The organism is Bacillus sp. 2205SS5-2, from assembly GCF_037024155.1.
Taxonomy (GTDB): domain Bacteria; phylum Bacillota; class Bacilli; order Bacillales; family Bacillaceae_K; genus Bacillus_CI.
In genome coordinates this window covers 136297-156850 of record NZ_JAYKTS010000004.1, presented here as the reverse complement: position 1 = coordinate 156850, position 20554 = coordinate 136297, and the positions used below count along the sequence as shown (strand labels likewise).

General features: G+C 38.2%; 20 protein-coding genes. 19 read left to right on the top strand and 1 reads right to left on the bottom strand.

What is annotated here, in order from left to right; genetic code table 11:
• Nucleotides 1-2 precede the first annotated feature (2 nt).
• The 4 genes from spoVAEA to U8D43_RS04415 all read left to right on the top strand — a co-directional run bounded on the left by spoVAEA (nucleotide 3) and on the right by U8D43_RS04415 (nucleotide 4547).
• A complete protein-coding gene (gene spoVAEA / locus U8D43_RS04430; protein WP_335869783.1) occupies nucleotides 3-578 on the top strand; it encodes a stage V sporulation protein SpoVABEA in 576 nt (191 codons plus the stop codon).
• The gene (locus U8D43_RS04425) at nucleotides 565-2040 is read left to right on the top strand and encodes a spore germination protein (protein WP_335869781.1); all 1476 of its coding nucleotides are present in this window, start codon (nucleotides 565-567) and stop codon (nucleotides 2038-2040) included. Before spoVAEA ends, U8D43_RS04425 begins: the two co-directional genes overlap by 14 nt.
• A gap of 85 nt (nucleotides 2041-2125) precedes the next feature.
• Nucleotides 2126-3439, top strand: a complete 1314-nt coding sequence (lysA, locus tag U8D43_RS04420) for a diaminopimelate decarboxylase (RefSeq protein WP_335869780.1) — start codon at nucleotides 2126-2128, stop codon at nucleotides 3437-3439.
• A 757-nt stretch (nucleotides 3440-4196) separates the two neighbouring features.
• The gene (locus U8D43_RS04415; protein ID WP_335869779.1) at nucleotides 4197-4547 is read left to right on the top strand and encodes a GNAT family N-acetyltransferase; all 351 of its coding nucleotides are present in this window, start codon (nucleotides 4197-4199) and stop codon (nucleotides 4545-4547) included.
• Nucleotides 4548-4550: 3 nt separating this feature from the next.
• On the opposite strand, the gene U8D43_RS04410 is transcribed toward U8D43_RS04415, so the two are convergent.
• A complete protein-coding gene (locus tag U8D43_RS04410; protein WP_335869778.1) occupies nucleotides 4551-5078 on the bottom strand; it encodes a DUF309 domain-containing protein in 528 nt (175 codons plus the stop codon).
• A gap of 232 nt (nucleotides 5079-5310) precedes the next feature.
• Between U8D43_RS04410 and U8D43_RS04405 the strand changes: the two genes are divergently transcribed.
• The 15 genes from U8D43_RS04405 to U8D43_RS04335 all read left to right on the top strand — a co-directional run bounded on the left by U8D43_RS04405 (nucleotide 5311) and on the right by U8D43_RS04335 (nucleotide 20467).
• Entirely contained in the window at nucleotides 5311-6075 is a 765-nt protein-coding gene (locus tag U8D43_RS04405; protein ID WP_335869777.1) for a segregation/condensation protein A, read from the top strand.
• Nucleotides 6062-6652 (top strand): SMC-Scp complex subunit ScpB, encoded by a 591-nt coding sequence (gene scpB, locus U8D43_RS04400; protein WP_335869776.1) that lies wholly within the window; start codon nucleotides 6062-6064, stop codon nucleotides 6650-6652. The genes U8D43_RS04405 and scpB overlap by 14 nt, the downstream gene beginning before the upstream one ends.
• A 116-nt stretch (nucleotides 6653-6768) precedes the next feature.
• Nucleotides 6769-7260 carry a DUF3907 family protein gene (locus U8D43_RS04395; RefSeq protein ID WP_335869775.1) on the top strand — a complete coding sequence of 164 codons (492 nt, stop codon included), beginning with the start codon at nucleotides 6769-6771 and terminating at the stop codon, nucleotides 7258-7260.
• Between the two features lie 62 nt (nucleotides 7261-7322).
• On the top strand, nucleotides 7323-8210 hold the full coding sequence (locus U8D43_RS04390) for a superoxide dismutase (protein ID WP_335869774.1): 888 nt from the start codon (nucleotides 7323-7325) through the stop codon (nucleotides 8208-8210).
• Between the two features lie 172 nt (nucleotides 8211-8382).
• Nucleotides 8383-9519, top strand: coding sequence for a D-alanyl-D-alanine carboxypeptidase family protein (locus U8D43_RS04385; RefSeq protein ID WP_442893550.1), 1137 nt, complete (start codon nucleotides 8383-8385; stop codon nucleotides 9517-9519).
• Nucleotides 9512-10105: a nucleoside recognition domain-containing protein gene (locus U8D43_RS04380; protein ID WP_335869773.1), complete on the top strand. Its 594-nt coding sequence runs from the start codon at nucleotides 9512-9514 to the stop codon at nucleotides 10103-10105. The genes U8D43_RS04385 and U8D43_RS04380 overlap by 8 nt, the downstream gene beginning before the upstream one ends.
• Nucleotides 10105-10635: a spore maturation protein gene (locus U8D43_RS04375; RefSeq protein ID WP_335869772.1), complete on the top strand. Its 531-nt coding sequence runs from the start codon at nucleotides 10105-10107 to the stop codon at nucleotides 10633-10635. Before U8D43_RS04380 ends, U8D43_RS04375 begins: the two co-directional genes overlap by 1 nt.
• A gap of 420 nt (nucleotides 10636-11055) precedes the next feature.
• The gene (rluB, locus tag U8D43_RS04370) at nucleotides 11056-11781 is read left to right on the top strand and encodes a 23S rRNA pseudouridine(2605) synthase RluB (RefSeq protein ID WP_335869771.1); all 726 of its coding nucleotides are present in this window, start codon (nucleotides 11056-11058) and stop codon (nucleotides 11779-11781) included.
• Between the two features lie 185 nt (nucleotides 11782-11966).
• Nucleotides 11967-12497, top strand: coding sequence for a thiol-disulfide oxidoreductase ResA (resA, locus tag U8D43_RS04365; protein ID WP_335869770.1), 531 nt, complete (start codon nucleotides 11967-11969; stop codon nucleotides 12495-12497).
• Between the two features lie 16 nt (nucleotides 12498-12513).
• The gene (gene resB / locus U8D43_RS04360; RefSeq protein ID WP_335869769.1) at nucleotides 12514-14124 is read left to right on the top strand and encodes a cytochrome c biogenesis protein ResB; all 1611 of its coding nucleotides are present in this window, start codon (nucleotides 12514-12516) and stop codon (nucleotides 14122-14124) included.
• A gap of 12 nt (nucleotides 14125-14136) precedes the next feature.
• Nucleotides 14137-15324 (top strand): cytochrome c biogenesis protein CcsA, encoded by a 1188-nt coding sequence (gene ccsA, locus U8D43_RS04355; protein ID WP_335869768.1) that lies wholly within the window; start codon nucleotides 14137-14139, stop codon nucleotides 15322-15324.
• A 90-nt stretch (nucleotides 15325-15414) separates the two neighbouring features.
• Nucleotides 15415-16131: a response regulator transcription factor gene (locus U8D43_RS04350; protein ID WP_335869767.1), complete on the top strand. Its 717-nt coding sequence runs from the start codon at nucleotides 15415-15417 to the stop codon at nucleotides 16129-16131.
• The gene (locus U8D43_RS04345) at nucleotides 16128-17897 is read left to right on the top strand and encodes an ATP-binding protein (RefSeq protein WP_335869766.1); all 1770 of its coding nucleotides are present in this window, start codon (nucleotides 16128-16130) and stop codon (nucleotides 17895-17897) included. The genes U8D43_RS04350 and U8D43_RS04345 overlap by 4 nt, the downstream gene beginning before the upstream one ends.
• Nucleotides 17898-18711: 814 nt before the next feature.
• Nucleotides 18712-19263 carry an RNA polymerase sigma factor SigX gene (gene sigX, locus U8D43_RS04340; protein WP_335869765.1) on the top strand — a complete coding sequence of 184 codons (552 nt, stop codon included), beginning with the start codon at nucleotides 18712-18714 and terminating at the stop codon, nucleotides 19261-19263.
• A complete protein-coding gene (locus U8D43_RS04335; RefSeq protein WP_335869764.1) occupies nucleotides 19241-20467 on the top strand; it encodes a hypothetical protein in 1227 nt (408 codons plus the stop codon). Before sigX ends, U8D43_RS04335 begins: the two co-directional genes overlap by 23 nt.
• Nucleotides 20468-20554: the final 87 nt, after the last annotated feature.

Here is a 20554-nt window from a genome sequence, read left to right as displayed (position 1 = left end):
TGATGAAAGAGAAACGGAGTGTCATATTAATTACCGATGGAGATGAATATGCTTGTAAAGCTGTCGAGTTGGTGGCGAAGGAATTCGGCGGCCGTTGTATTTCAAAATCTCAAGGCAACCCGTCTGTGTTTACCGGGGAACAACTCGTTTCATTCATCAAAGAAGCCCGAAACGACCCTGTTTTTGTTATGTTTGATGATAGTGGGTTTCTTGGAGAAGGAAGCGGTGAAAGAGCATTAAAGTATGTAGCTCAACATCAAGATATTCGTGTTCTAGGAGTAATCGCCGTTGCTGCGAAGACAAAGCAAGCGGAATGGACCAAAGTGTCTGTCTGTATCGACCGCGATGGGAATTTAACTCATTATGGAATTGATAAATTTGGCGTCCCAGAGTGGGATATCAGAAGGATTAATGGTGATACAGTTTATTGTATAGATGAGTTAAACATTCCGATTGTTGTTGGAATAGGAGACATCGGAAAAATGGCAAGAAAAGATCATTTTGAAATAGGGGCTCCTATCACCAAAAAAGCTGTACAAATCATCTTAGAAAGGAGTGGGTTTCATGCAAAAAAATAATCTTTCAGAAAAAATGAAAATTCCTAGTAGCTTAAATGAATTTGAAGATTTGATGAAAGAGAGAATTGGATTAGGTAAGAGCTTTGACTTAGGTGTCCGAAAACTTAAAATTTTTAAAAAAAATGTGCATTTTTATTTTGTAAATGGTTTATGTGACACTAGTTTCATCATTCAAATAGTAGAAGAATTAGTCGAAATTAACGATAATGAGGTTCTTTCAAGTAAACTATTTGAAATAGTCGAAAATCGATTGGTTCACCAGTCAGTCACACCTGTCGAAACTGTGGATGAAGTGGTTGATCAGGTACTATCAGGATTAATTGGTGTACTTGTTGAAGGAGAAGAGAAAGCGTTAATCGTCGATGTGCGTAGCTACCCGGGTCGATCACCGGAAGAGCCGGATACGGAGAAAGTGGTCCGCGGATCTAGGGATGGGTATGTAGAAAATATTATCGTCAACACCGCTTTAACTCGCAGAAGAATTCGCGACGAACGACTTCGCTTTGAAATTATTAAAGTGGGGGAAAGGTCGAAAACGGATATATCGATTGCCTATATTGAAGATGTGGCCAATCCAGATCTTGTCGAAGTCATCAAGAAAGAGGTTCAAGCGATTAAGATTGATGGATTAACGATGGCGGATAAGACAGTGGAAGAGTTTATTGTAAAGCAAGGATATAATCCTTATCCACTCGTAAGATACACAGAGAGAGCCGACGTAGGGGCAACGCATCTGCTCGAAGGTCATGTACTTATATTTGTGGATACATCACCTAGTGTAATTATAACGCCAACGACGTTCTTTCATCATGTTCAACATGCAGAGGAATATCGTCAATCACCTGCAGTTGGTACTTTTGTAAGGTGGGTACGATTTGTTGGTATCTTGGCTTCGCTGTTTGTATTACCGCTATGGTTCATGATGGTACTTGATCCATCTTTATTACCAGACGCTATTTCCTTTGTAGGTCCAAATGAGAAATCGAATATTCCAGTCATCCTCCAGATCTTTTTGGCGGATATTGGGATAGAGTTTTTAAGAATTGCCGCGATACATACCCCGACACCATTATCTACTGCGATGGGGTTAATTGCTGCCGTTTTAATTGGACAAATTGCTATTGATGTGGGCTTGTTTGTCCCGGAGGTCATTTTATACGTTGCAGTAGCTGCTATTGGAACATTCTCGACACCAAGTTATGAATTGAGTGTTGCCAATAAAATGGCTCGATTATGTTTACTAGGAATTGTGGCTTTATTTGGAGTGCCTGGACTCGTGATAGGATCTACCGTATTTATCCTGTTTTTAGTGAGTATCCGATCACTGGATACCCCATATTTATGGCCATTTATTCCATTCAGTCCAAAAGCATTTATGCAAATAATAATTCGTCAGTCTGTTCCAGGATCAAAAATCCGTCCAAGTATTGTTCAACCACGTAATCGTTATAAGCAACCGTAGTACTTAATGTTTGGTTGCGCTTCCCTCACTCTTATGATACATTACTTCTAATTACTAAAGGATTACAGGTGTTGGAGGAGAGAGAATGGGGCAAAGGAGAAAAGAACTGCATGGAACAATGACGGTGAATAAAAAAGGAAATCTTGAGATTGGTGGGGTAGATTCCATAGACCTTGTGAAGAACTATGGGACCCCATTATTTGTATATGATGTGGCTCTTATTCGAGAACGGGCAAGAGGATTTAGAGCGACTTTTGAAGCACTACAAGTAAAATCCCAAGTGGCCTATGCCAGTAAAGCATTTTCAAGTGTGGGAATGTTTAAGTTGATAAAGGAAGAGGGACTGTCACTTGATGTTGTGTCAGGTGGTGAACTGCATACAGCATTAGCTGTTGATTTTCCCGTCGATAAAATTCATTTTCATGGAAACAATAAGAGTGAACAAGAATTGAGAATGGCGATTCATCATAAGATTGGGTGTATTGTGGTCGATAATTTTCATGAACTCGATTTGCTCGAGCGGATTTGTAAAGAAACAAACACTAACATTGAAGTGTTAATCCGTGTTACCCCTGGAATTGAAGCACATACGCATGACTATATATTGACAGGTCAAGAAGATTCTAAATTTGGATTCGATCTTCAAAATGGACAAGCTGAATCTGCTATGAATCGTGCTATTCGCTCGACGTATCTCCAGCCAATCGGTCTGCACTGTCATATTGGCTCGCAAATCTTTGAAACAACGGGCTTTATTTTAGCTGCTCAGAAAATAATGGAGAAGCTAGCACATTGGAAAGAAGAATTTGAGTACGAACCAACTGTTCTCAATCTGGGGGGCGGGTTTGGGATTCGTTATACAGAGGAAGATGACCCTATCACTCCAGAGAAATATGTTCATGAAATCGTTAGTGAAGTAAAAAGACAAGCAGTCACCTTGGGGTTAGAAATGCCTGAAATTTGGATTGAACCCGGTCGTTCCCTAGTTGGAGATGCAGGGACAACTCTTTATTCAGTTGGCTCATCTAAAGAAGTTCCTAACGTCCGGAAATATTTGAGCGTGGATGGTGGAATGAGTGACAATTTACGTCCTGCTTTATATGATGCAAAATATGAAGCGGTCATTGCCAATTTGATGAATGAGCCGCTTCAAGATACCGTATCTATAGCTGGAAAATGCTGTGAGTCAGGAGATATGTTGATTTGGGATTTGGAAATAGCAGAGGCTGTAGCCGGAGATATCCTAGCAGTATTTTGTACCGGTGCATACGGGTATTCAATGGCCAATAATTATAACCGAATTCCAAGACCACCAGTCGTATTTGTTGAGAATGGCGAGGCCAAATTGGTTGTAAGAAGAGAGACATATGAAGATCTACTAACCCTTGATGTGCTTTAAGAAAAGCGAAAGGCGCCCGCAAATCGGCGACAAGCATAAGCCAAACCTTGACCTGAGGCGCACTTTGCCTCAAGGCAGGGATTGGCTTATGACCTCGAGCCGATGGCGCCAGTAGCTAGACAATAAGAAAAGCGAAGGCGCCCGCAAATCGGCGACAAGCATAAGCCAAACCTTGACCTGAGGCGCACTTTGCCTCAAGGCAGGGATTGGCTTATGACCTCGAGCCGATGGCGCCAGTAGCTAGACAATAAGAAAAGCGAAAGGCGCCCGCAAATCGGCGACAAGCATAAGCCAAGCCTTGACCTGAGGCGCACTTTGCCTCAAGGCAGGGATTGGCTTATGACCTCGAGCCGATGGCGCATGATGCAAATCACCAAAACGATTGCAAAATATTAATTTTTTCTCGATCAGAAAAAGCTGTTGCGGTCGCAACAGCTTTTTCCTGTTTGCCTTAAGAAAGAAAATATTCTACAATAAAGGAAAACTTGCCACAGTGGCGAATTAATAATAGCTAGTATCTAAGTAATCAGAGGTGCATGAAATGAAAAATCAAAACAGACTTGTTTTTCTCGTATTGCTCGTTTTAGCTGCAGGGTGGGGCACGGTTTATTGGATGTTTTTTGTCAATTAAATGAAGGTAGGTTGAATAATTCAATCTTTTTTAGTAAGATTGTATTCGACTGATGGCTTAATAGTAGCAAAGTAGAACAGGCTACAAGAAATGTAGATAGAAGTTGAAAATCGCAAAGGAGTCATTATGCTTATACGTTATAAAAAAGCATTTGAAAAGATTGCAATGGGATTGCTTTCTTTTATGCCAAACGAAAAAGATTTGAAAAAACTTCAAGAGACCATGAAATTTTACGAAAATGAAAAATCGTGGAGATTGTACCTTTGGAAAGATGAAGATGTGATAGGGCTCGTCGGAGTGCAAATTATTAGTGATTTGATTGTAGTTCAGCATATTTCTGTCAATCCTTCCCATCGACACGAAGGAATCGGGACCAGAATGCTTAAGGCTTTACATGATTTATATACTGACTATACAATTCAACCGACTGAAGAGACCGCTAGTTTTGTTGATAATCGAAATGTTGAAGAAGCTTAGAGATTACTCTAAACTTCTTTTTTTTTGTTGAAGTGCTTTTTGCCGAGCTTGAATGACGTCCGAGCGGTCACGTAATTGATGACGATGAATAAGTGCATTTTGAGTCAAATCACTTTTATTCCCCCAATTATATCCATTATCTTTACATCGTTTAATGCATTCTTTCAAAAGGACGGGATCCTGAATGGGAAAGCTCATGCTTTGATATTTGGTCGGTGTATACAAGGTCTCAAGCTGTTCATTTAATTGTTCTAGGAATAACTCCGAATGAATTCCGAGTGTTGTTAATTCATCTCTCTTGTGTTGGAAAATTTCTATCGCTTTTCTTAGCGTCCTGATAGCACCTATGTCATTTTCTCTTCGGAAATGATACATTGACACTGCAACTTGAATCAATCCTACCCAAATGGATGATCGATTTCCTGAATCCACCTGCTTCCAATACTCTTCAAGAACTTCATGACACTCAAAATAATCCCGATTTCCATGAAAATAAACTAGATATTGTATGTATTCTTCAGGATAGATCAATGGAACTCCCCCCTCTAGTTATTTTTTATAGTGTATAATAGATTGGATTGGTTTACGAATTATTTGTAAAGATAACCTCCATATTTAATTAGAATATCTCAAATGTTATTTTTCTGAAATAACAATAATTTTGAAAAAGACCTCATTTTTCAAAATTTATATTGGAGAATTTCGTTGAATCTACTATACTAGTAGTTAATCTTAATGAGACAAAGCTTAGAATGGTGATAGTATGGAATACAATGTGAAGATAGAAGCCTTTGAAGGACCTCTTGATCTTCTCCTCCATTTAATTAATACATTAGAAATCGATATATATGATATTCCAATGTCAGAAATGACAGAACAATATTTACAATATGTTCATACAATGCAAGATCTGCAACTCGATATTGTAAGTGAATATTTAGTCATGGCGGCTACGTTATTGGCGATCAAAAGTAAAATGCTTCTTCCGAAACATGAGGAAGAAATTTTTGATGAAGATGTTGATTTTTTTGGAGAAGATCCGCGAGACGAGCTAGTAGAACGATTAATAGAGTACCGAAAATACAAGGATGCTGCACGAGACCTTAAACAAAAAGAAGAAGAACGTGGGAAAATGTATACGAAGCCCCCGATTGATCTTTCTTTATATGCCGATGATCCTGTGCAAGAAGTATTAGAACAAAACGTATCCATTTATGATATGCTTGGCGCGTTTAATAAATTGTTGCGCAGGAAAAAACTGCAAAAACCAATCACAAGCCGAATCACAAGACAGGAAATTCCGATTGAAAAAAGAATGGATGAAGTTCTTGAGAAAATAAGGAACAATCAACAAAGGACACGTTTTTTCGATTTATTTGAGTATGAATCGAAAGAGTATATTGTTGTTACTTTTTTAGCAATTTTAGAGTTGATGAAGCGAAATGAAATTTTGGTTGAGCAATTAGATAATTTTGACGAAATATACGTACAAGCTAGTAAAGGAGGAAATCTGAATGAATCTCATTAATTGGACAGGTATCCTAGAGAGTCTCCTTTTTGCAGCAGGTGATGAAGGGCTGTCATTGAAGCAAATATGCTCGGTTTTAGAAGTAGATGAGGTTCATGGACAAGAGATAATTTCCGCCTTGCAACAAGAATACGAAGGAAATGAAAGTCGTGGTATTGCAATTGTTGAAATTGCCAAAACGTATCAATTGGCGACGAAAAAGGACCATGCCACATATATCAAAAAATTAGTCGAATCTCCAAGTATGACCTCACTTTCACAGGCAGGTCTTGAAACACTTGCCATAATCGCCTACAAACAGCCGATAACACGAGTCGAGGTAGAGGAAATACGTGGAGTGAAAACAGAAAGACCAATCGCAACCCTTTCATCAAAAGGACTGGTGAAAGAAGTTGGTCGGGCAGAAGGAACAGGTCGAGCTATTCTTTATGGGACAACCAAAGAGTTCTTAGACTACTTTGGATTAAAGGATTTAGAAGAATTACCTCCTCTGCCAGACTCAAACAAAGAGGATTCAGGAGAAGATGTCGATCTATTCTTTGAAAAATTTCAAGAAACTTTGGATACTGAAGCGTAAAGATGTGCTAAGATGAAAAAGAAGCTTCAATAGAAGCTTTTTCTTTTGGAATTGTTATTCAGAATTTTTCGTTAATGGAATATAAGTGGTAAACCTAAACTATGGAGGGATCTATTGTGGGGAATTTAATTATTAAAACACAAGTAGAGGAAGTAAAAAAATTTCTAGAAAACAGTGTATTCACATTAGAAAATCATTTGAATGAAGTAACCATTTCTTCTATGTTAATCGAAAAATCAGGCGAACAGTCGTACTATGAAGGTGTACTATCCAATCTTCGTCGCTTACTTGTTTACTGTGAAGAGGGTCTAGACGCATGCTCCATCGTAATGTATAATGATCCGTTTATTAAGCCTGCTGCTGAAAAAACACTCTATAAAATCTATCACCAATGCATTGATGAATTTTTCGCGCCTAAATTTGATTTATGGTTTGAAGATAGTCGTGCTGCCTATACAGGGAAAAATGCGATTGCATTTCGACAAGATATTCCAGTAAGCATTCAAAAATTAATGGCTCAGCTCGAAGAAGAATTTCAACATATCCGAGAAGAATTAGAATACTATGAAACGGATTATCGAACGAAAATGACTCAATCTAAATCCTGATTCTCACCATTTTAAACTGCCATCCATATGCTAACATGAAATACATTCATGGGAGGATACAAATGGCTAAAGATTATTTAAATGATGTGAAAAAATGGCGTGATGATGTAAAAAGATGGACATCAACAGAATCATTTCATTCATCAAGGTTAGAAGAAGATTTACGAAGCTTGGAATCCGAAATACAAAAATGTGAGTCTCAGCATATCAGTTCTCGTTCATTCGCAGAACTACAGAGTATAATGAGGAAAATAAATTTCACTATAGAAACATGGTCCAAGAAGCGGAATCACACCGGTTCTGTCTACCTGATGGACAACACATACATCCCTATTGGCAAACATCAGCTTCCTCCCCTTCCATATGCCTATGATGCGCTAGAACCTTATATCGCTAAAGAGATCATGCGACTTCACCATGATAAACACCATCTTTCTTACGTACAGGGATTGAACAAAGCTGAAATACAATTGCAACAAGCAAGAAAAGATAAGGATTTTCAGTTAGTTAAACACTGGGAGCGAGAATTAGCATTCCACGGTTCGGGTCATTACTTGCACACGATCTTTTGGGAAGTAATGAGTCCAAAAGGTAGTGGGAAACCTAGTGGCCCTCTTTTAAAAGCGATTGAGAAATCTTTTGGCAGTTACAATTCTTTTTACAAACAATTTTCGGAAGCAGCTGATGCTGTTGAAGGAGTTGGCTGGGCGATTTTAGTATGGTCTCCAAGAACGAGGAGACTAGAGATATTGCAATCTGAACGTCATATGCTCCTTACTCAATGGGATACCATCCCTCTTCTTGTTCTTGATGTATGGGAACATGCTTATTATTTACAATATAAAAACATGAGAAAAGACTATATTCGTAACTGGTGGAATGTTGTGAATTGGGATGAAGTAGAGCACCGATATGAGAAAGCAAAAAACTTAACATGGCAGTCTTACTAAAAGAAGCTGAGGGAAAGTAGACAGCTTCTTTTTTGATGTTAACTGGTCGAAGGACAATATTGTGATCATTGAAGTAAACAAGACTGATTACTTTAATATTCATAACTACACTTGTCCTGCATACACTTGTACAAAGCCAGATGTAAAAGGTGCAAAGGAGACGAGGGCGAGAATGAAACGGATATTTTGGTCGATTCTTATTTCCATCTTCCTGCTAGCTATGGTTACTTCGCCAGTGAGTGCACAACCAGGGGTTTCAGCTCAAGGGGCAGTGTTAATGGACCAAGAAAGTGGACGAGTGCTGTTCGAGAAAAACGCTCATACCCAAATGAGAATTGCGAGCATTACAAAAATCATGACTGCAATCCTAGCGATAGAATCCGATAAACTACAGGAAACGGTTAAGGTCAGTAACAATGCAGTTCGTACGGAAGGATCCTCGGTTTATTTACAACTTGGAGAAGAAATCAGTCTTGAACATCTTGTTTATGGGTTAATGCTTCGATCGGGCAATGATGCAGCCGTGGCAATTGCCGAGCATGTGGGGGGAAGTTTAGATGGCTTCGTATATTTAATGAATGAAAAAGCAGTAGAAATTGGTATGATTAATACACATTTTGCCAATCCTCATGGTCTCGATGATCATGAAAACCATCTTTCATCAGCGTATGATATGGCGGTATTGATGAAATACGCGATGAACAATGAAACTTTTCAAAAGATATCAGGAACCGAGGTGCACAAGGCGCCGAAACCTGATAGTCAGTGGAACCGCTCTTGGCATAATAAAAATCGCTTACTTACACAGCTTTATGAATATTGTACGGGGGGGAAAACGGGATACACAAAACGAGCAAAGCGAACTCTTGTGACAACTGCTTCCAAAGAAGGAGAGCACTTAATTGCTGTTACATTGGATGGACCGGATGATTGGAATGATCATATCGGAATGTATGAGTTTGGTTTTAAAAACTTTGATTATATGCAGGTTTTAAAAGAGGGAAAGGTTGCCGCAATTAAGGACAAAATGTATAAAGGGAATGTTTACCTGAAAGAGAGCCTTTCCCTCTCCTTAACGAAAGAAGAAGAAGAGAACGTTCAGGTTGATTATAAAATAATCCAACCAAAGGACGAATGGGATTCAGAAAATGCGCCTAAAGTTATTGGAAAGGCCAATGTGTATGTCGATCAGAAGTTAATTCACTCAGTGCCGATCTATTTTAAATCGTCTCATCTTTCAAGAGAACCTTGGTGGAAGGTATGGAAACATCTTTTTTTCATCAGCATTGGCGTAGAGAATAATGGTTAACATTATATGGGTGGGAATGACACTTATTGGAATTGTATTTGCGATTGTAAATGGACGGTTAGAAGAAGTTAATAAAGCTATTTTTCAATCAGCCAACGAAGCGGTCACTCTTTCAATCGGATTAATCAGTATTCTTGTATTTTGGTTAGGAATAATGAGGATTGCACAGGACGCTGGTTTATTGATCGTACTTTCGAGATTTTTTCGCCCTCTTGTTGTAAAACTTTTTCCAGATGTTCCTGCTGACCACCCTGCAATGGGATATATTTTATCGAATATGATGGCTAACCTTTTTGGGCTTGGAAATGCTGCTACACCGTTAGGTATTAAAGCGATGGAACAATTAAAGAAATTAAATCAAGATCAAGACTATGCGAGTCGTTCAATGATTACATTTCTAGCCATTAATACGTCAAGCTTAACGCTTATTCCAACCACAGTAATCGCTATAAGGTTGAAATATGAATCGGCATCACCAACCGAAATTGTTGGGCCTACCATTATTGCGACGGCTATCTCCACAATAAGTGCTATATTGATAGATCGATATTTTTATTATAGAAGAAAAAAGAAAGGTAGATCATGATGAAATGGATTACGCTCCTTTCTATTTGGATAATCCCGATGTTAATTGGGTTTATTATGCTCTATGGAACACTGAAAAGAGTGCCGACATACGAAAGTTTTGTAGAGGGTGGGAAAGATGGGATTAAGATTGCTCTTTCAATTATTCCTTATCTAGTAGGTATGCTTGTTGCAATCACCGTGTTCCGGGCATCAGGTGCACTTGAATTTATCATTGAGGCGCTAAAACCAGCTCTTTTAAGTTTAGGCATTCCTCCAGATATTGTACCACTGGCAATTATTCGTCCTATATCAGGGACCGCTGCGCTAGGAATGACAAGTGATATCATCGCTGTTCATGGACCAGATTCATTCTTAGGGAGATTAGCTTCAACCGTTCAAGGGAGTACAGACACGACCTTTTATGTCCTGACTGTCTATTTTGGTGCGGTCGGAGTGAAGAAAATGGGCGATGCACTTAAAGTGGGTCTTCTGGCGGATCTAGCGGGTTTTATCGCGGCCTTAATCGTGGTGACATTGTTGTTTTCATAAAATTATATCTTTCCTACCTGAAAAGGCTCTAGAAATAACTAGAGTCTTTTTCTAGGTCTTTGATAGAACTTTGTTACTGTTGATTACCAATAAAAAAAGTCTATTGGAACCTAATGACAGTCCTCAAAAGAATGTTGTTTATATATACCGGCAACAAGATTAGTTTCGAGGCATTATTTGTCTATTCTTGAGCGATATCAAAAATGAATTGGAAGGTTCCGATGGAAATTTAGACGGGATAGAAACAATGTATACGGGAAAAATCTTACATAAAGTTCTGAAACCATACCCATTCGAGTTGATGTCAAACGGCCTGAATAAGACTGGTATTTTAATTCTATTCTTAATTTCCTTTGCTTTTTCTTGTACTTATGTAATAATTCAAGTCAGACTTAGATTTTTTGAAATGGAAGTGACATTATGGAACGACTTCAAAAGGTAATTGCGCATGCAGGAATTTCGTCTAGACGTAAAGCTGAGGAGCTTATTATAGAAGGAAAAGTAAAAGTGAACGGCAAGGTGGTTCGTGAATTAGGAGTAAAGGTAACAGATTCAGATATGGTAGAAGTTAATGAAGTGAAGATAGAAAGAGAGCATAAAGTGTATTATTTATTGTACAAGCCACGTGGAGTGATCTCTGCTGTAAGTGATGATAAGGGCAGAAAAGTAGTAACGGATTTCATATTAGGTGTTAGAGAACGTATTTATCCAGTGGGTCGTTTAGATTATGACACGTCTGGAGTTATCCTTCTAACAAATGATGGAGAGTTCTCGAATTTATTAACTCACCCAAAATACGAGTTAGACAAAACGTATGTTGCCAAGTTAAGAGGCATCCCGGTAAAAGAACAACTTAGAAAACTAGAAAAAGGAATCATGCTTGAAGATGGTAAAACAGCTCCTGCAAAAGTGAAATTTATTAGTGGAGATCAAAAAAAAGGTAAGAGTATTGTCCAAATTACCATTCATGAGGGAAGAAATCGTCAAGTAAGAAGAATGTTTGAAGCAATTGGCTTTCCTGTTGAAAAACTAAAACGAGAGCAATTCGCTTCCCTTACCCTTCATGGTCTCAACGCTGGAGAGGCGCGAGAGTTGACACCACATGAAGTCAAGCAGTTACGAGCGATGGCACAAACCGGTAAATAAATGAAAGTTGTCACAGACTATTCAAATTCATACTTCTTTATTAAAAATGAAAGATGGTATAATGAATTTTGTCTACGTGAAAAAATCAAAAGGGACATCCTACTGTCCCTTTTGTCTTGCACGGAATTGTTCCCTAATATTGGGGAATGTCGGAAAGAAGTTATTTTACAAAGGGAGGCATCAATATGCAAAAAAAACAGAAGAGACTCCTAATGCGTTCAATCATATTAGCTATTTTATTAGCGGCTGTTGGGTATACCTTATATGCATCTATTACAAAAGATAGTCGGGATATGATTAAAATTGGAAAGCCCGCTCCTAATTTTATGTTAACGGATTTAGAAGGGAATTCTCATACACTCTCAGACTATAAAGGGCAAGGTGTGATGGTCAATTTCTGGGGTACCTACTGTAAGCCGTGTGAAAAAGAAATGCCGGCAATGGATCGTCAGTACCAAGTTTTTCAAGATCAAGGGATAGAAATTTTAGCAGTTAATGTAGGAGAGTCTAAATATCTTGTAGAAAAATTTGCTAAAAAGTATGACTTGAGTTTTCCAGTGGTGACGGACGTTGAAGGTGATGTTCAAGATGCCTACGGTGTGTACAATCTTCCGGTTACGTTCCTTGTCAATCCTGATGGGAATATTGAATCGATACTTAAAGGTGAGTTAACTGATGAAATAATTGCAAACTCATTTGAGAAATTAAAGCCATAAGTAAGGGAGATTCACTATGAAGGATACTATTTGTGAATGCGCACATGTTAATCCCCCTGGCACCGTGCTTTGTCAGTCATGTGGTCGGGCTTTAACTGATGCTGCTAAGAATGAAAAAATACATGATATGAGATATGAAGGGAGCTCTCGTCGCTCTCAAACGTACAATAAAACATTTGTTGATAAAATTTGGAATTTCTTCTCGTCTGTGAAGGTTGGCGTATGGATTATTATTTTAACATTGATTGCTTCAGCCGTTGGAACCATCTTCCCTCAGGAGTTGTATATTCCTTCCCGTACGCCTGAACAATTTTATCAAGAAGAATACGGCTGGTTAGGACTAGCGTATTATCGGTTAGGGCTTCACAATCTATATAGCTCATGGTGGTATATTCTACTCGTAGCCTCTTTAGCCATTTCACTTGTCGTCGCCAGTGTTGATCGCTTATTTCCGTTATATAAGTCATTAAAAAATCAACGTGTGATTAGACATGATAGTTTCTTGAAACGTCAAAGAATGTATTCGGTTTCAGAGGATGTTTCCGTTGCTGAAGTAGAAGTTATCAAGCAAAAAATGAAAGAAAAACGCTACCGCTTGTTTGAAGAGAAAGGGAGTTTCTTAGGAGAACGGGGTCGGTTTTCCAGATGGGGTCCATATGTTAATCACTTAGGACTTATTGTGTTCTTATTCGGTGGTATGCTAAGGCTTGTTCCAGGTATGTATATTGATGAGACGCTTTGGATTCGAGAAGGTGAAACTCTTCCCATTCCCGGTACGGAAAAACAATATTATTTAGAAAATAAAAAATTCATTCTCGAGACGTATAGTAAAGAAGAGGATAAAGATGTGTTTGATGAAGCCATCGACCGAGTGGGTACGATCCCGAAAAATTTCCAGACAGATGTCGTCTTATTCGAGCAACCAGAGAGTCTGCTTCCTGGTCAACAGGCAGAATTGAAGGAAGTGAAATCGGGAGAAATTCGTGTGAACGAGCCGTTGAAATTTAACGGATTTGCCTTATATCAAACGTCATATAAATTAAATGAGTTTAAAACAATGAGTTTTTCTTTATCCAAAAAAGACACAGAAGAAAATATGGGGACCATCACCATTGACTTATTCAGTCCTGAAGATGAGTATTTACTGGAAAATGGGAACAAAATTGAGTTAATGGGCTATTTTCCTGATTTTTCAGGTTTGAATGATGAAGGAGAACCGGAGACAGCTTCGTCACTTCCTAATAACCCTGCCTTCCTTTTTAAGATGTTCACTCCTGAGCATCCCGAGGGAGAAGTCAGTTTTGTCGGCATAATGCAAAACGTCGATTCTGGAAATGATTATAAAATGTCTTTTGCTGGCATTGAAACTCGTAATATCTCTGTGCTAAACGTCAATAAAGATAATACTCTATGGATTTTGGGTCTAGGTGGATTTATCTTCATGGTCGGTGTGATTCAAGGAGCTTATTGGAATCATCGTCGGATTTGGCTTAAATACCAAGATGGAAAGCTTACGATTGCCGGACATACAAATAAAAATTGGCAGACCGTAAAAAAAGATTTACAATATATTCTTAATGGATCGGATATAAACATGCCGATTGATCAGTCTGAGGACGAGAAATAAGGAGGGGACGGAATGGATTTAGTAGTAGTAAGTAGCAATCTACTCTATGTGTCGTTTGTGCTATATTTAGTAGCAACTGTTTTCTTTGGAGGAGCCATCCGTTCCAAAGACAATGGAAGCAATGCTCATAAAAACAATCGCTCTGGGAAAATAGCTATTACGATAACGGCGGTAGGATTTATTGCCCAAGTAGCCTATTTTATTACCCGATGGATCGCTTCAGGTCATGCACCTGTTAGTAATTTATTTGAATTTACCACCTTCTTTGGTATGATGCTTGTAGGAGCATTTATTATCATCTTTGCAATGTATCGAACACCTATAATTGGATTGTTTGCACTTCCGATTGCCTTACTAATAATAGCCTATGCTAGCATGTTCCCGAAAGAAATTAGTCCATTAATTCCGGCGTTAAAAAGTGATTGGCTGCATATTCACGTAACGACTGCAGCAGCAGGGGAAGCGATTTTAGCCATCAGCTTTGTCACAGGATTAATTTATTTATTGAAAAATATTGATCAGAGTATGAGAAGTAAAAAAACGACATGGTTAGAGATTGTTCTGTTTGGCTTAGTGGCCGTCATTGGCTTTGTCGTTGTCACTACGACTTTTTCTTTCATGAATTATGAAGCTGAATTTGAATATGTAACGAAAGCAGGAGAACAAGACATTGAGATGTATAATCTTCCTGCAGTTGTTGGTCCATATGAATGGGTTGCTGTGACAGATGACGTAATGGAACCATTTGTGGCGACTCCTGAAAATATTTCGGCAAGGAAATTAAATACGGTTATTTGGTCGCTAGGAGCTGGCTTTGTTTTATATGGTTTAATCCGCCTCCTAGCAAGAAAAAGAATAGGTGCTTTACTTCAACCACTAGTGAGAAAAGTTAATTCAGAACTAATGGATGAAATAGGGTACCGGTCAGTGCTCATTGGGTTCCCAGTCTTTACTTTGGGCGCATTAATTTTTGCAATGATTTGGGCTCAAGTAGCTTGGCACCGATTTTGGGGTTGGGACCCGAAAGAAGTATGGGCTCTTATCACCTTTCTATTTTATGCAGCCTTCTTACATTTACGGATGTCTAAGGGCTGGCAAGGTGAGAAATCTGCATGGTTAGCTGTTATTGGGTTTGTGATTATTATGTTTAATTTAATCGCGGTAAATCTAATTATTGCTGGGCTCCATTCTTACGCCTAAAGCAAAAGTTTATCCCTCCACTTTATGTGGGGGATTTTTTCTATTACAATAGTGATTAAAGGATTTAAGTTTATTACAGGGGGACTTAACATGGAAAATCAGTTGAAAATATTAATTGTAGATGATGAAGAAAGAATTAGAAGGTTACTTAAAATGTATTTAGAAAGAGAGAATTACATAATAGACGAAGCTGAAGATGGTGAAACCGCTTTGCAATTGGCTTTAGACAACAACTATGATTGCATCTTATTAGACGTTATGATGCCTGGGAAAGATGGGATTGAAGTATGTCAAGAGTTAAGAGAGCACAAGGCGACGCCTGTTATTATGTTAACGGCAAAAGGAGAGGAAGCCAATCGGGTTCAGGGGTTTGAAGTGGGGGCAGATGATTATATTGTGAAGCCATTTAGTCCACGTGAGGTGGTTCTCCGAGTGAAAGCTTTGCTGAGACGATCTTCTACAACAGCCTATGTCCAAACAGATACTTCAACTAAAGACTTAATTGTATACCCACATTTAACAATTGACAATGACGCTCATCGAGTGACAGCAGACCAAAAGGACGTTAATTTAACACCAAAAGAATATGAATTACTATTCTTTTTAGCGAAAGCACCGGATAAAGTTTTTGATCGCGAACAATTGTTGAAAGAAGTTTGGCATTATGAATTTTTTGGGGATTTAAGAACCGTAGATACGCATGTGAAACGTCTTCGTGAAAAATTAAATAAAGTATCAGAAAACGCAGCGAAGATGATTGTGACTGTTTGGGGTGTGGGCTATAAATTTGAGGTAACAAATGAATGAGACTTTGGAAAAGTGTTGTAGGGAAACTGTGGATGACTATTCTTCTCTTGGTATCCTCGGTATTGATTATTCTCACCATTTTACTGCTTCAATTTTTTCAGAATTATCATGTGAATGAAGTTGAAGAAGAACTAATGAAGACGGCTAAGAAGGTAGCTAGGGTTATAGAAAATCATGAAGATAGGGGCCTAGGGCTCGAAATTACTAAGGAAATTGTTGAGAACCCAGCCTCAACTCTTATTGCTTTTAGCAAAAACAACATCCACTATTATTCTGGATCGAATCAAAAAATGCTCTATTTAAAAGATCAGATTCTAAAAAATGAAGAATTGCTCACCGTTTTTGAGCAACGACAATCCATCGTGAAGGAAATGAGTGATAGCAATGAAAGAGCTTCTAATCGGTACGAGAACATCATTGTGGTGGGTGTTCCACTCGAGGTTGATGGGAATGATGGTGCGGTCTATATTTATCAATCATTAGGGGTTATTCAAAAGACAACTAATCAAACGAAACAAATTTTGTTTTTAGCTGCGGGAATTGCGTTAATTTTAACGACTATCTTTGCATTTTTTCTTTCGACGCGTATCACGGCCCCGCTACGAAAGATGAAAGAAGCAGCAACCGAAGTCACAAAAGGTCGATTTGATACGAAAGTACCGATTCTTACCCATGATGAGATTGGAGAGTTAGCAACGGCTTTTAACCAGATGGGGCGACAATTAAAATATCATATCAATGCATTAAATCAAGAAAAGGAACAGTTAACATCCATATTAAGCTCGATGGCTGATGGTGTCATTACGTTTAACATAGATGGGACAATGTTAATAACTAACCCTCCCGCTGACCGATTTTTACAAAAATGGTATCAAGAAAAACATGAAAACACTCTTACTGCCGTTCCGCCAAAAGTGAGCTCGTTATTAGATAAGGTTGTGCAAACAGAAAGCGAACAAACAGAAGAGCTCATGATTGAAGGATCTTCTTACGTCATCATTATCAGTCCATTGTACAATCATCAAGCCGTACGTGGAGCCGTAGCGGTAGTGCGCGACATGAGTGAAGAGCGGAAGTTAGATAAAATGCGAAAAGACTTTATTGCGAATGTTTCTCATGAGTTGCGAACACCTATTTCCATGCTTCAAGGCTATTCAGAAGCGATTGTAGATGATATTGCTGAATCAGCGGAAGAGAAGAAAGAAATTGCCAAGATTATTTATGAGGAGTCGCTTCGTATGGGTCGATTAGTGAATGATTTACTAGATTTAGCTAGAATGGAAGCGGGGCATATCACTCTTCATAAAGAACTCATAAAAATTTTACCTTTCGGTGAAAGAGTTACTAATAAGTTTCAAGGGATTGCCAAAGAAAAAGGAATTAACATCACATTTGAAATGAACAGTGTAGCTCATGATGAAACTCTATTCCTGGATCCTGATAAAATTGAACAAGTCTTTACTAATCTTATCGATAATGCCATTCGCCACACTCCGGAAAATGGATTTGTGATAGTGATTGGAGAAGCATCGAACCGTGGAATTCAGTTTTCAATTAGAGATTCTGGATCAGGTATTCCAGAGGAAGATTTGCCGTTTATTTTTGAGCGTTTTTATAAAGCAGATAAAGCTCGGACAAGAGGACGTTCTGGAACGGGGCTCGGTCTTGCGATTGCAAGAAATATCGTGGAAGCGCATCAGGGGCGGATTTCTGTAAAAAGTAAATTTGGACAAGGTACGACGTTTTCCTTCTTTATTCCTAATTAAGCACCGCCAGCCTAACGTCGATTTAACAAAAACATTCACAAGATTTGTAGTGAAATCTTGTTTCACCAGGAACATTAACAAGGAAGTCTGAATGAACGAACAGGTTTCGGTACCTAATGTAAAACCTAGGTTTTCTCAAGCAAATGCACCCCAAAATATACCATCAATGGGGGTGCATATGATGATGGCTCAGTCAATAAACTGAGCTATTTATAGTGATTATTTTTGGTACTCTACTCGCTTAATGTCCAATTATCTTTCTTCTCAACGATTTCATCCTCAGAGGTTCTTTGACTTCCCCCGTTAATAGAGAAACCTGTTGTCGACAATCGAGGGAGTTCGAAAATTAGTAAGTAATAAATCGGAAACCATCCCCTCTATTTTAATTTTGAATTAATATTGTGTTTTGTAAAACTGTCCATTAAGTGGATTTCTTCACAATTACAATATTTATTTTAAGCTCTTTTCGTATACATTGTGGCTATTCATAATAATGATTAATTCATGATGAATAAGACTCCGGGCATTTTTTCGCCTCATTTTTTATCCGAAAGAATTGAAAAAAGCAGTGTTTCCATAAGTTTTAATATACTAGAGCAACAACGTATATGGAAAGAGCTTAAATCAACAAAAAACCACCTAATAAATGTCAATGGAATTTGGTAGGTGATTTATTTTGAATTTTATATGTTTGAGATAGGGTTTGGAACTCGTTAGGAATAATCTCCTTCCTTTTTTGATGCTGTCGTACTATCATAAAAACATATGTAACTTAATCGAGAAAGATACGACTAATTTGATAGGAGGGAAAGGGATGAGATCCGATTTCCATAGCCTGTATGACAACTATCATCAGGATGTGTTTCAGTTTCTGATATATTTAACGAAAAATAGAGAGACAGCAGAAGATTTAGTTCAAGAAGTATATATACGTGTGTTAAAATCTCATCACTTGTTTGAAGGGAAGTCTTCTGAGAAAACGTGGCTTTTTTCAATTAGTAAAAACGTAGCGGTTGATTACTTTCGTAAACAAAAAGGTTGGAAAAATAAAATTGCTGAAAAGTTTGATTGGAGCAAATCGAAGCTCGAAAGCAAGCAATTGCTTCCTGAAGAAGTAGTAGAACAAAATGAAGAAATTCAAGCAATGTACCAATGTTTAGATTTGTGTACCGTAGACCAGAAAATGGTTGTAGTCTTGCGTTATTTGCAAGAGCTATCCATCAAAGAGACTGCTGAGGCTTTAGAGTGGACTGAAAGTAAAGTGAAGACCACGCAACATCGTGCTTTGAGGACGTTGAATAATGCTATGAAGGACAGAATGCAAGAAATGGAGGGAAGAAATCATGACAAGACAGCCTTTCGATGAACGTAGAGTGGAAGATGTATTACGGAGTCTTCCTAAGATTGAAGATTCTCGTTCAAAAGAGGAAGTGTATGAAAAATTTCAAACTAGAGTAGAGCAAAAGCCTCCCCTCCGTTTAACTGCTCTTTTTCCTGTTGTTGCACTTGTGACCGCTGTTTTTTTGTTTTCGATTGTGACCATTAATATGATTAATAATCGATCAGGCGATTCTAAAGAATTTTCATCAGATGCAAATACGGTAATAGAATCTAGTCCTTCTTCACTAAAAGAAAAAAATGAATTTTTTGATTCAACAGAAGAAGGGGATTTTTCGGATTCTTCTAAAATTGCAAACGATGGAGAGCCTGAACGCGAGAGTCTAATTCAAAATAGTGACTTAACTACTACTAGGCAATATGCTTCTGCTAGTGATTTGGAGTTTTATACAGCTCAAACTTTTGGTGTTCTATCTCCGGATGGATTTGTAGTTCCAATAACTATGCTCGCTCCAAAAGTAGAAGAGAAAAGCTGGTTAAATAGATTTCATATGCTCTCATCCCAACTTCCAGAAGAAGATTGGGGATTTGATGCGACCTTTCCACTTAACGCAACTCTTCAGTTTGACGAACACGATAGAAAGCTACAGTATACCTTTTTGTCTAAGGATGAGGTGGACCGTATTAGTTCTGGTAGCACATCGGAGTTAAATTTCTTTTCGATGTTACAATCGACTTTCCAAGAATATGTTGATATTATTGAATTTTCATTATCAGATGGATCTGTCCCTGAATTTTCAAATACAGGTGAGTTGAGCTCTTTTGACTTAACCAAAAACAAACAAAAAGGGTACTTTTTATATGAATTGAATCATAACGGAACGCAATTGTTGGTACCTTCTGATGTGAGATACAGCAGTATTGAGGAGGCGTTTTCGGCTATGAAAGAAAAACCGAATGGCTTTTATGAGCCGCTCATTCCAGAAGAGCAGATGCTTAGAATAGAAAATAAGGGAGATGTCATTAGTATTGCTTTCCAACCAACTTTAGCTTTGAATGAATTGGATCAAAGTGAGGTTAGAAAAATGTTGGAGGCGCTCCTCCTTACATCGAAAAGCTTTGGGTTTCAAAAAGTGCAATTTTCAGATATGGGCACAATTAAATTGAATGGATGGGATTTTTCACAACCTATTTCAGTGCCTGTAGGTCCTAATAAAATGGTCCTTAAATAAACAGGAAACACCCAATATGCCTTTCTCATTGCTACAGCTCAAAACAAAAAACAGTCAGCATAGCTGACTGTTTTTTGTTTTGAACTC

Bases quoted from the DNA above. Each gene is read 5' to 3' on its own strand.
- U8D43_RS04345 (WP_335869766.1), top strand. From the start codon at position 16,128: ATGAGACTTTGGAAAAGTGTTGTAGGGAAACTGTGGATGACTATTCTT.
- U8D43_RS04380 (WP_335869773.1), top strand. From the start codon at position 9,512: ATGGTTAACATTATATGGGTGGGAATGACACTTATTGGAATTGTATTT.
- U8D43_RS04375 (WP_335869772.1), top strand. From the start codon at position 10,105: ATGAAATGGATTACGCTCCTTTCTATTTGGATAATCCCGATGTTAATT.
- scpB (WP_335869776.1), top strand. From the start codon at position 6,062: ATGAATCTCATTAATTGGACAGGTATCCTAGAGAGTCTCCTTTTTGCA.
- sigX (WP_335869765.1), top strand. From the start codon at position 18,712: ATGAGATCCGATTTCCATAGCCTGTATGACAACTATCATCAGGATGTG.
- U8D43_RS04390 (WP_335869774.1), top strand. From the start codon at position 7,323: ATGGCTAAAGATTATTTAAATGATGTGAAAAAATGGCGTGATGATGTA.
- resA (WP_335869770.1), top strand. From the start codon at position 11,967: ATGCAAAAAAAACAGAAGAGACTCCTAATGCGTTCAATCATATTAGCT.
- ccsA (WP_335869768.1), top strand. From the start codon at position 14,137: ATGGATTTAGTAGTAGTAAGTAGCAATCTACTCTATGTGTCGTTTGTG.
- spoVAEA (WP_335869783.1), top strand. From the start codon at position 3: ATGAAAGAGAAACGGAGTGTCATATTAATTACCGATGGAGATGAATAT.
- U8D43_RS04425 (WP_335869781.1), top strand. From the start codon at position 565: ATGCAAAAAAATAATCTTTCAGAAAAAATGAAAATTCCTAGTAGCTTA.
- U8D43_RS04335 (WP_335869764.1), top strand. From the start codon at position 19,241: ATGACAAGACAGCCTTTCGATGAACGTAGAGTGGAAGATGTATTACGG.
- lysA (WP_335869780.1), top strand. From the start codon at position 2,126: ATGGGGCAAAGGAGAAAAGAACTGCATGGAACAATGACGGTGAATAAA.
- rluB (WP_335869771.1), top strand. From the start codon at position 11,056: ATGGAACGACTTCAAAAGGTAATTGCGCATGCAGGAATTTCGTCTAGA.
- U8D43_RS04415 (WP_335869779.1), top strand. From the start codon at position 4,197: ATGCTTATACGTTATAAAAAAGCATTTGAAAAGATTGCAATGGGATTG.
- U8D43_RS04405 (WP_335869777.1), top strand. From the start codon at position 5,311: ATGGAATACAATGTGAAGATAGAAGCCTTTGAAGGACCTCTTGATCTT.
- U8D43_RS04350 (WP_335869767.1), top strand. From the start codon at position 15,415: ATGGAAAATCAGTTGAAAATATTAATTGTAGATGATGAAGAAAGAATT.
- U8D43_RS04385 (WP_442893550.1), top strand. From the start codon at position 8,383: ATGAAACGGATATTTTGGTCGATTCTTATTTCCATCTTCCTGCTAGCT.
- resB (WP_335869769.1), top strand. From the start codon at position 12,514: ATGAAGGATACTATTTGTGAATGCGCACATGTTAATCCCCCTGGCACC.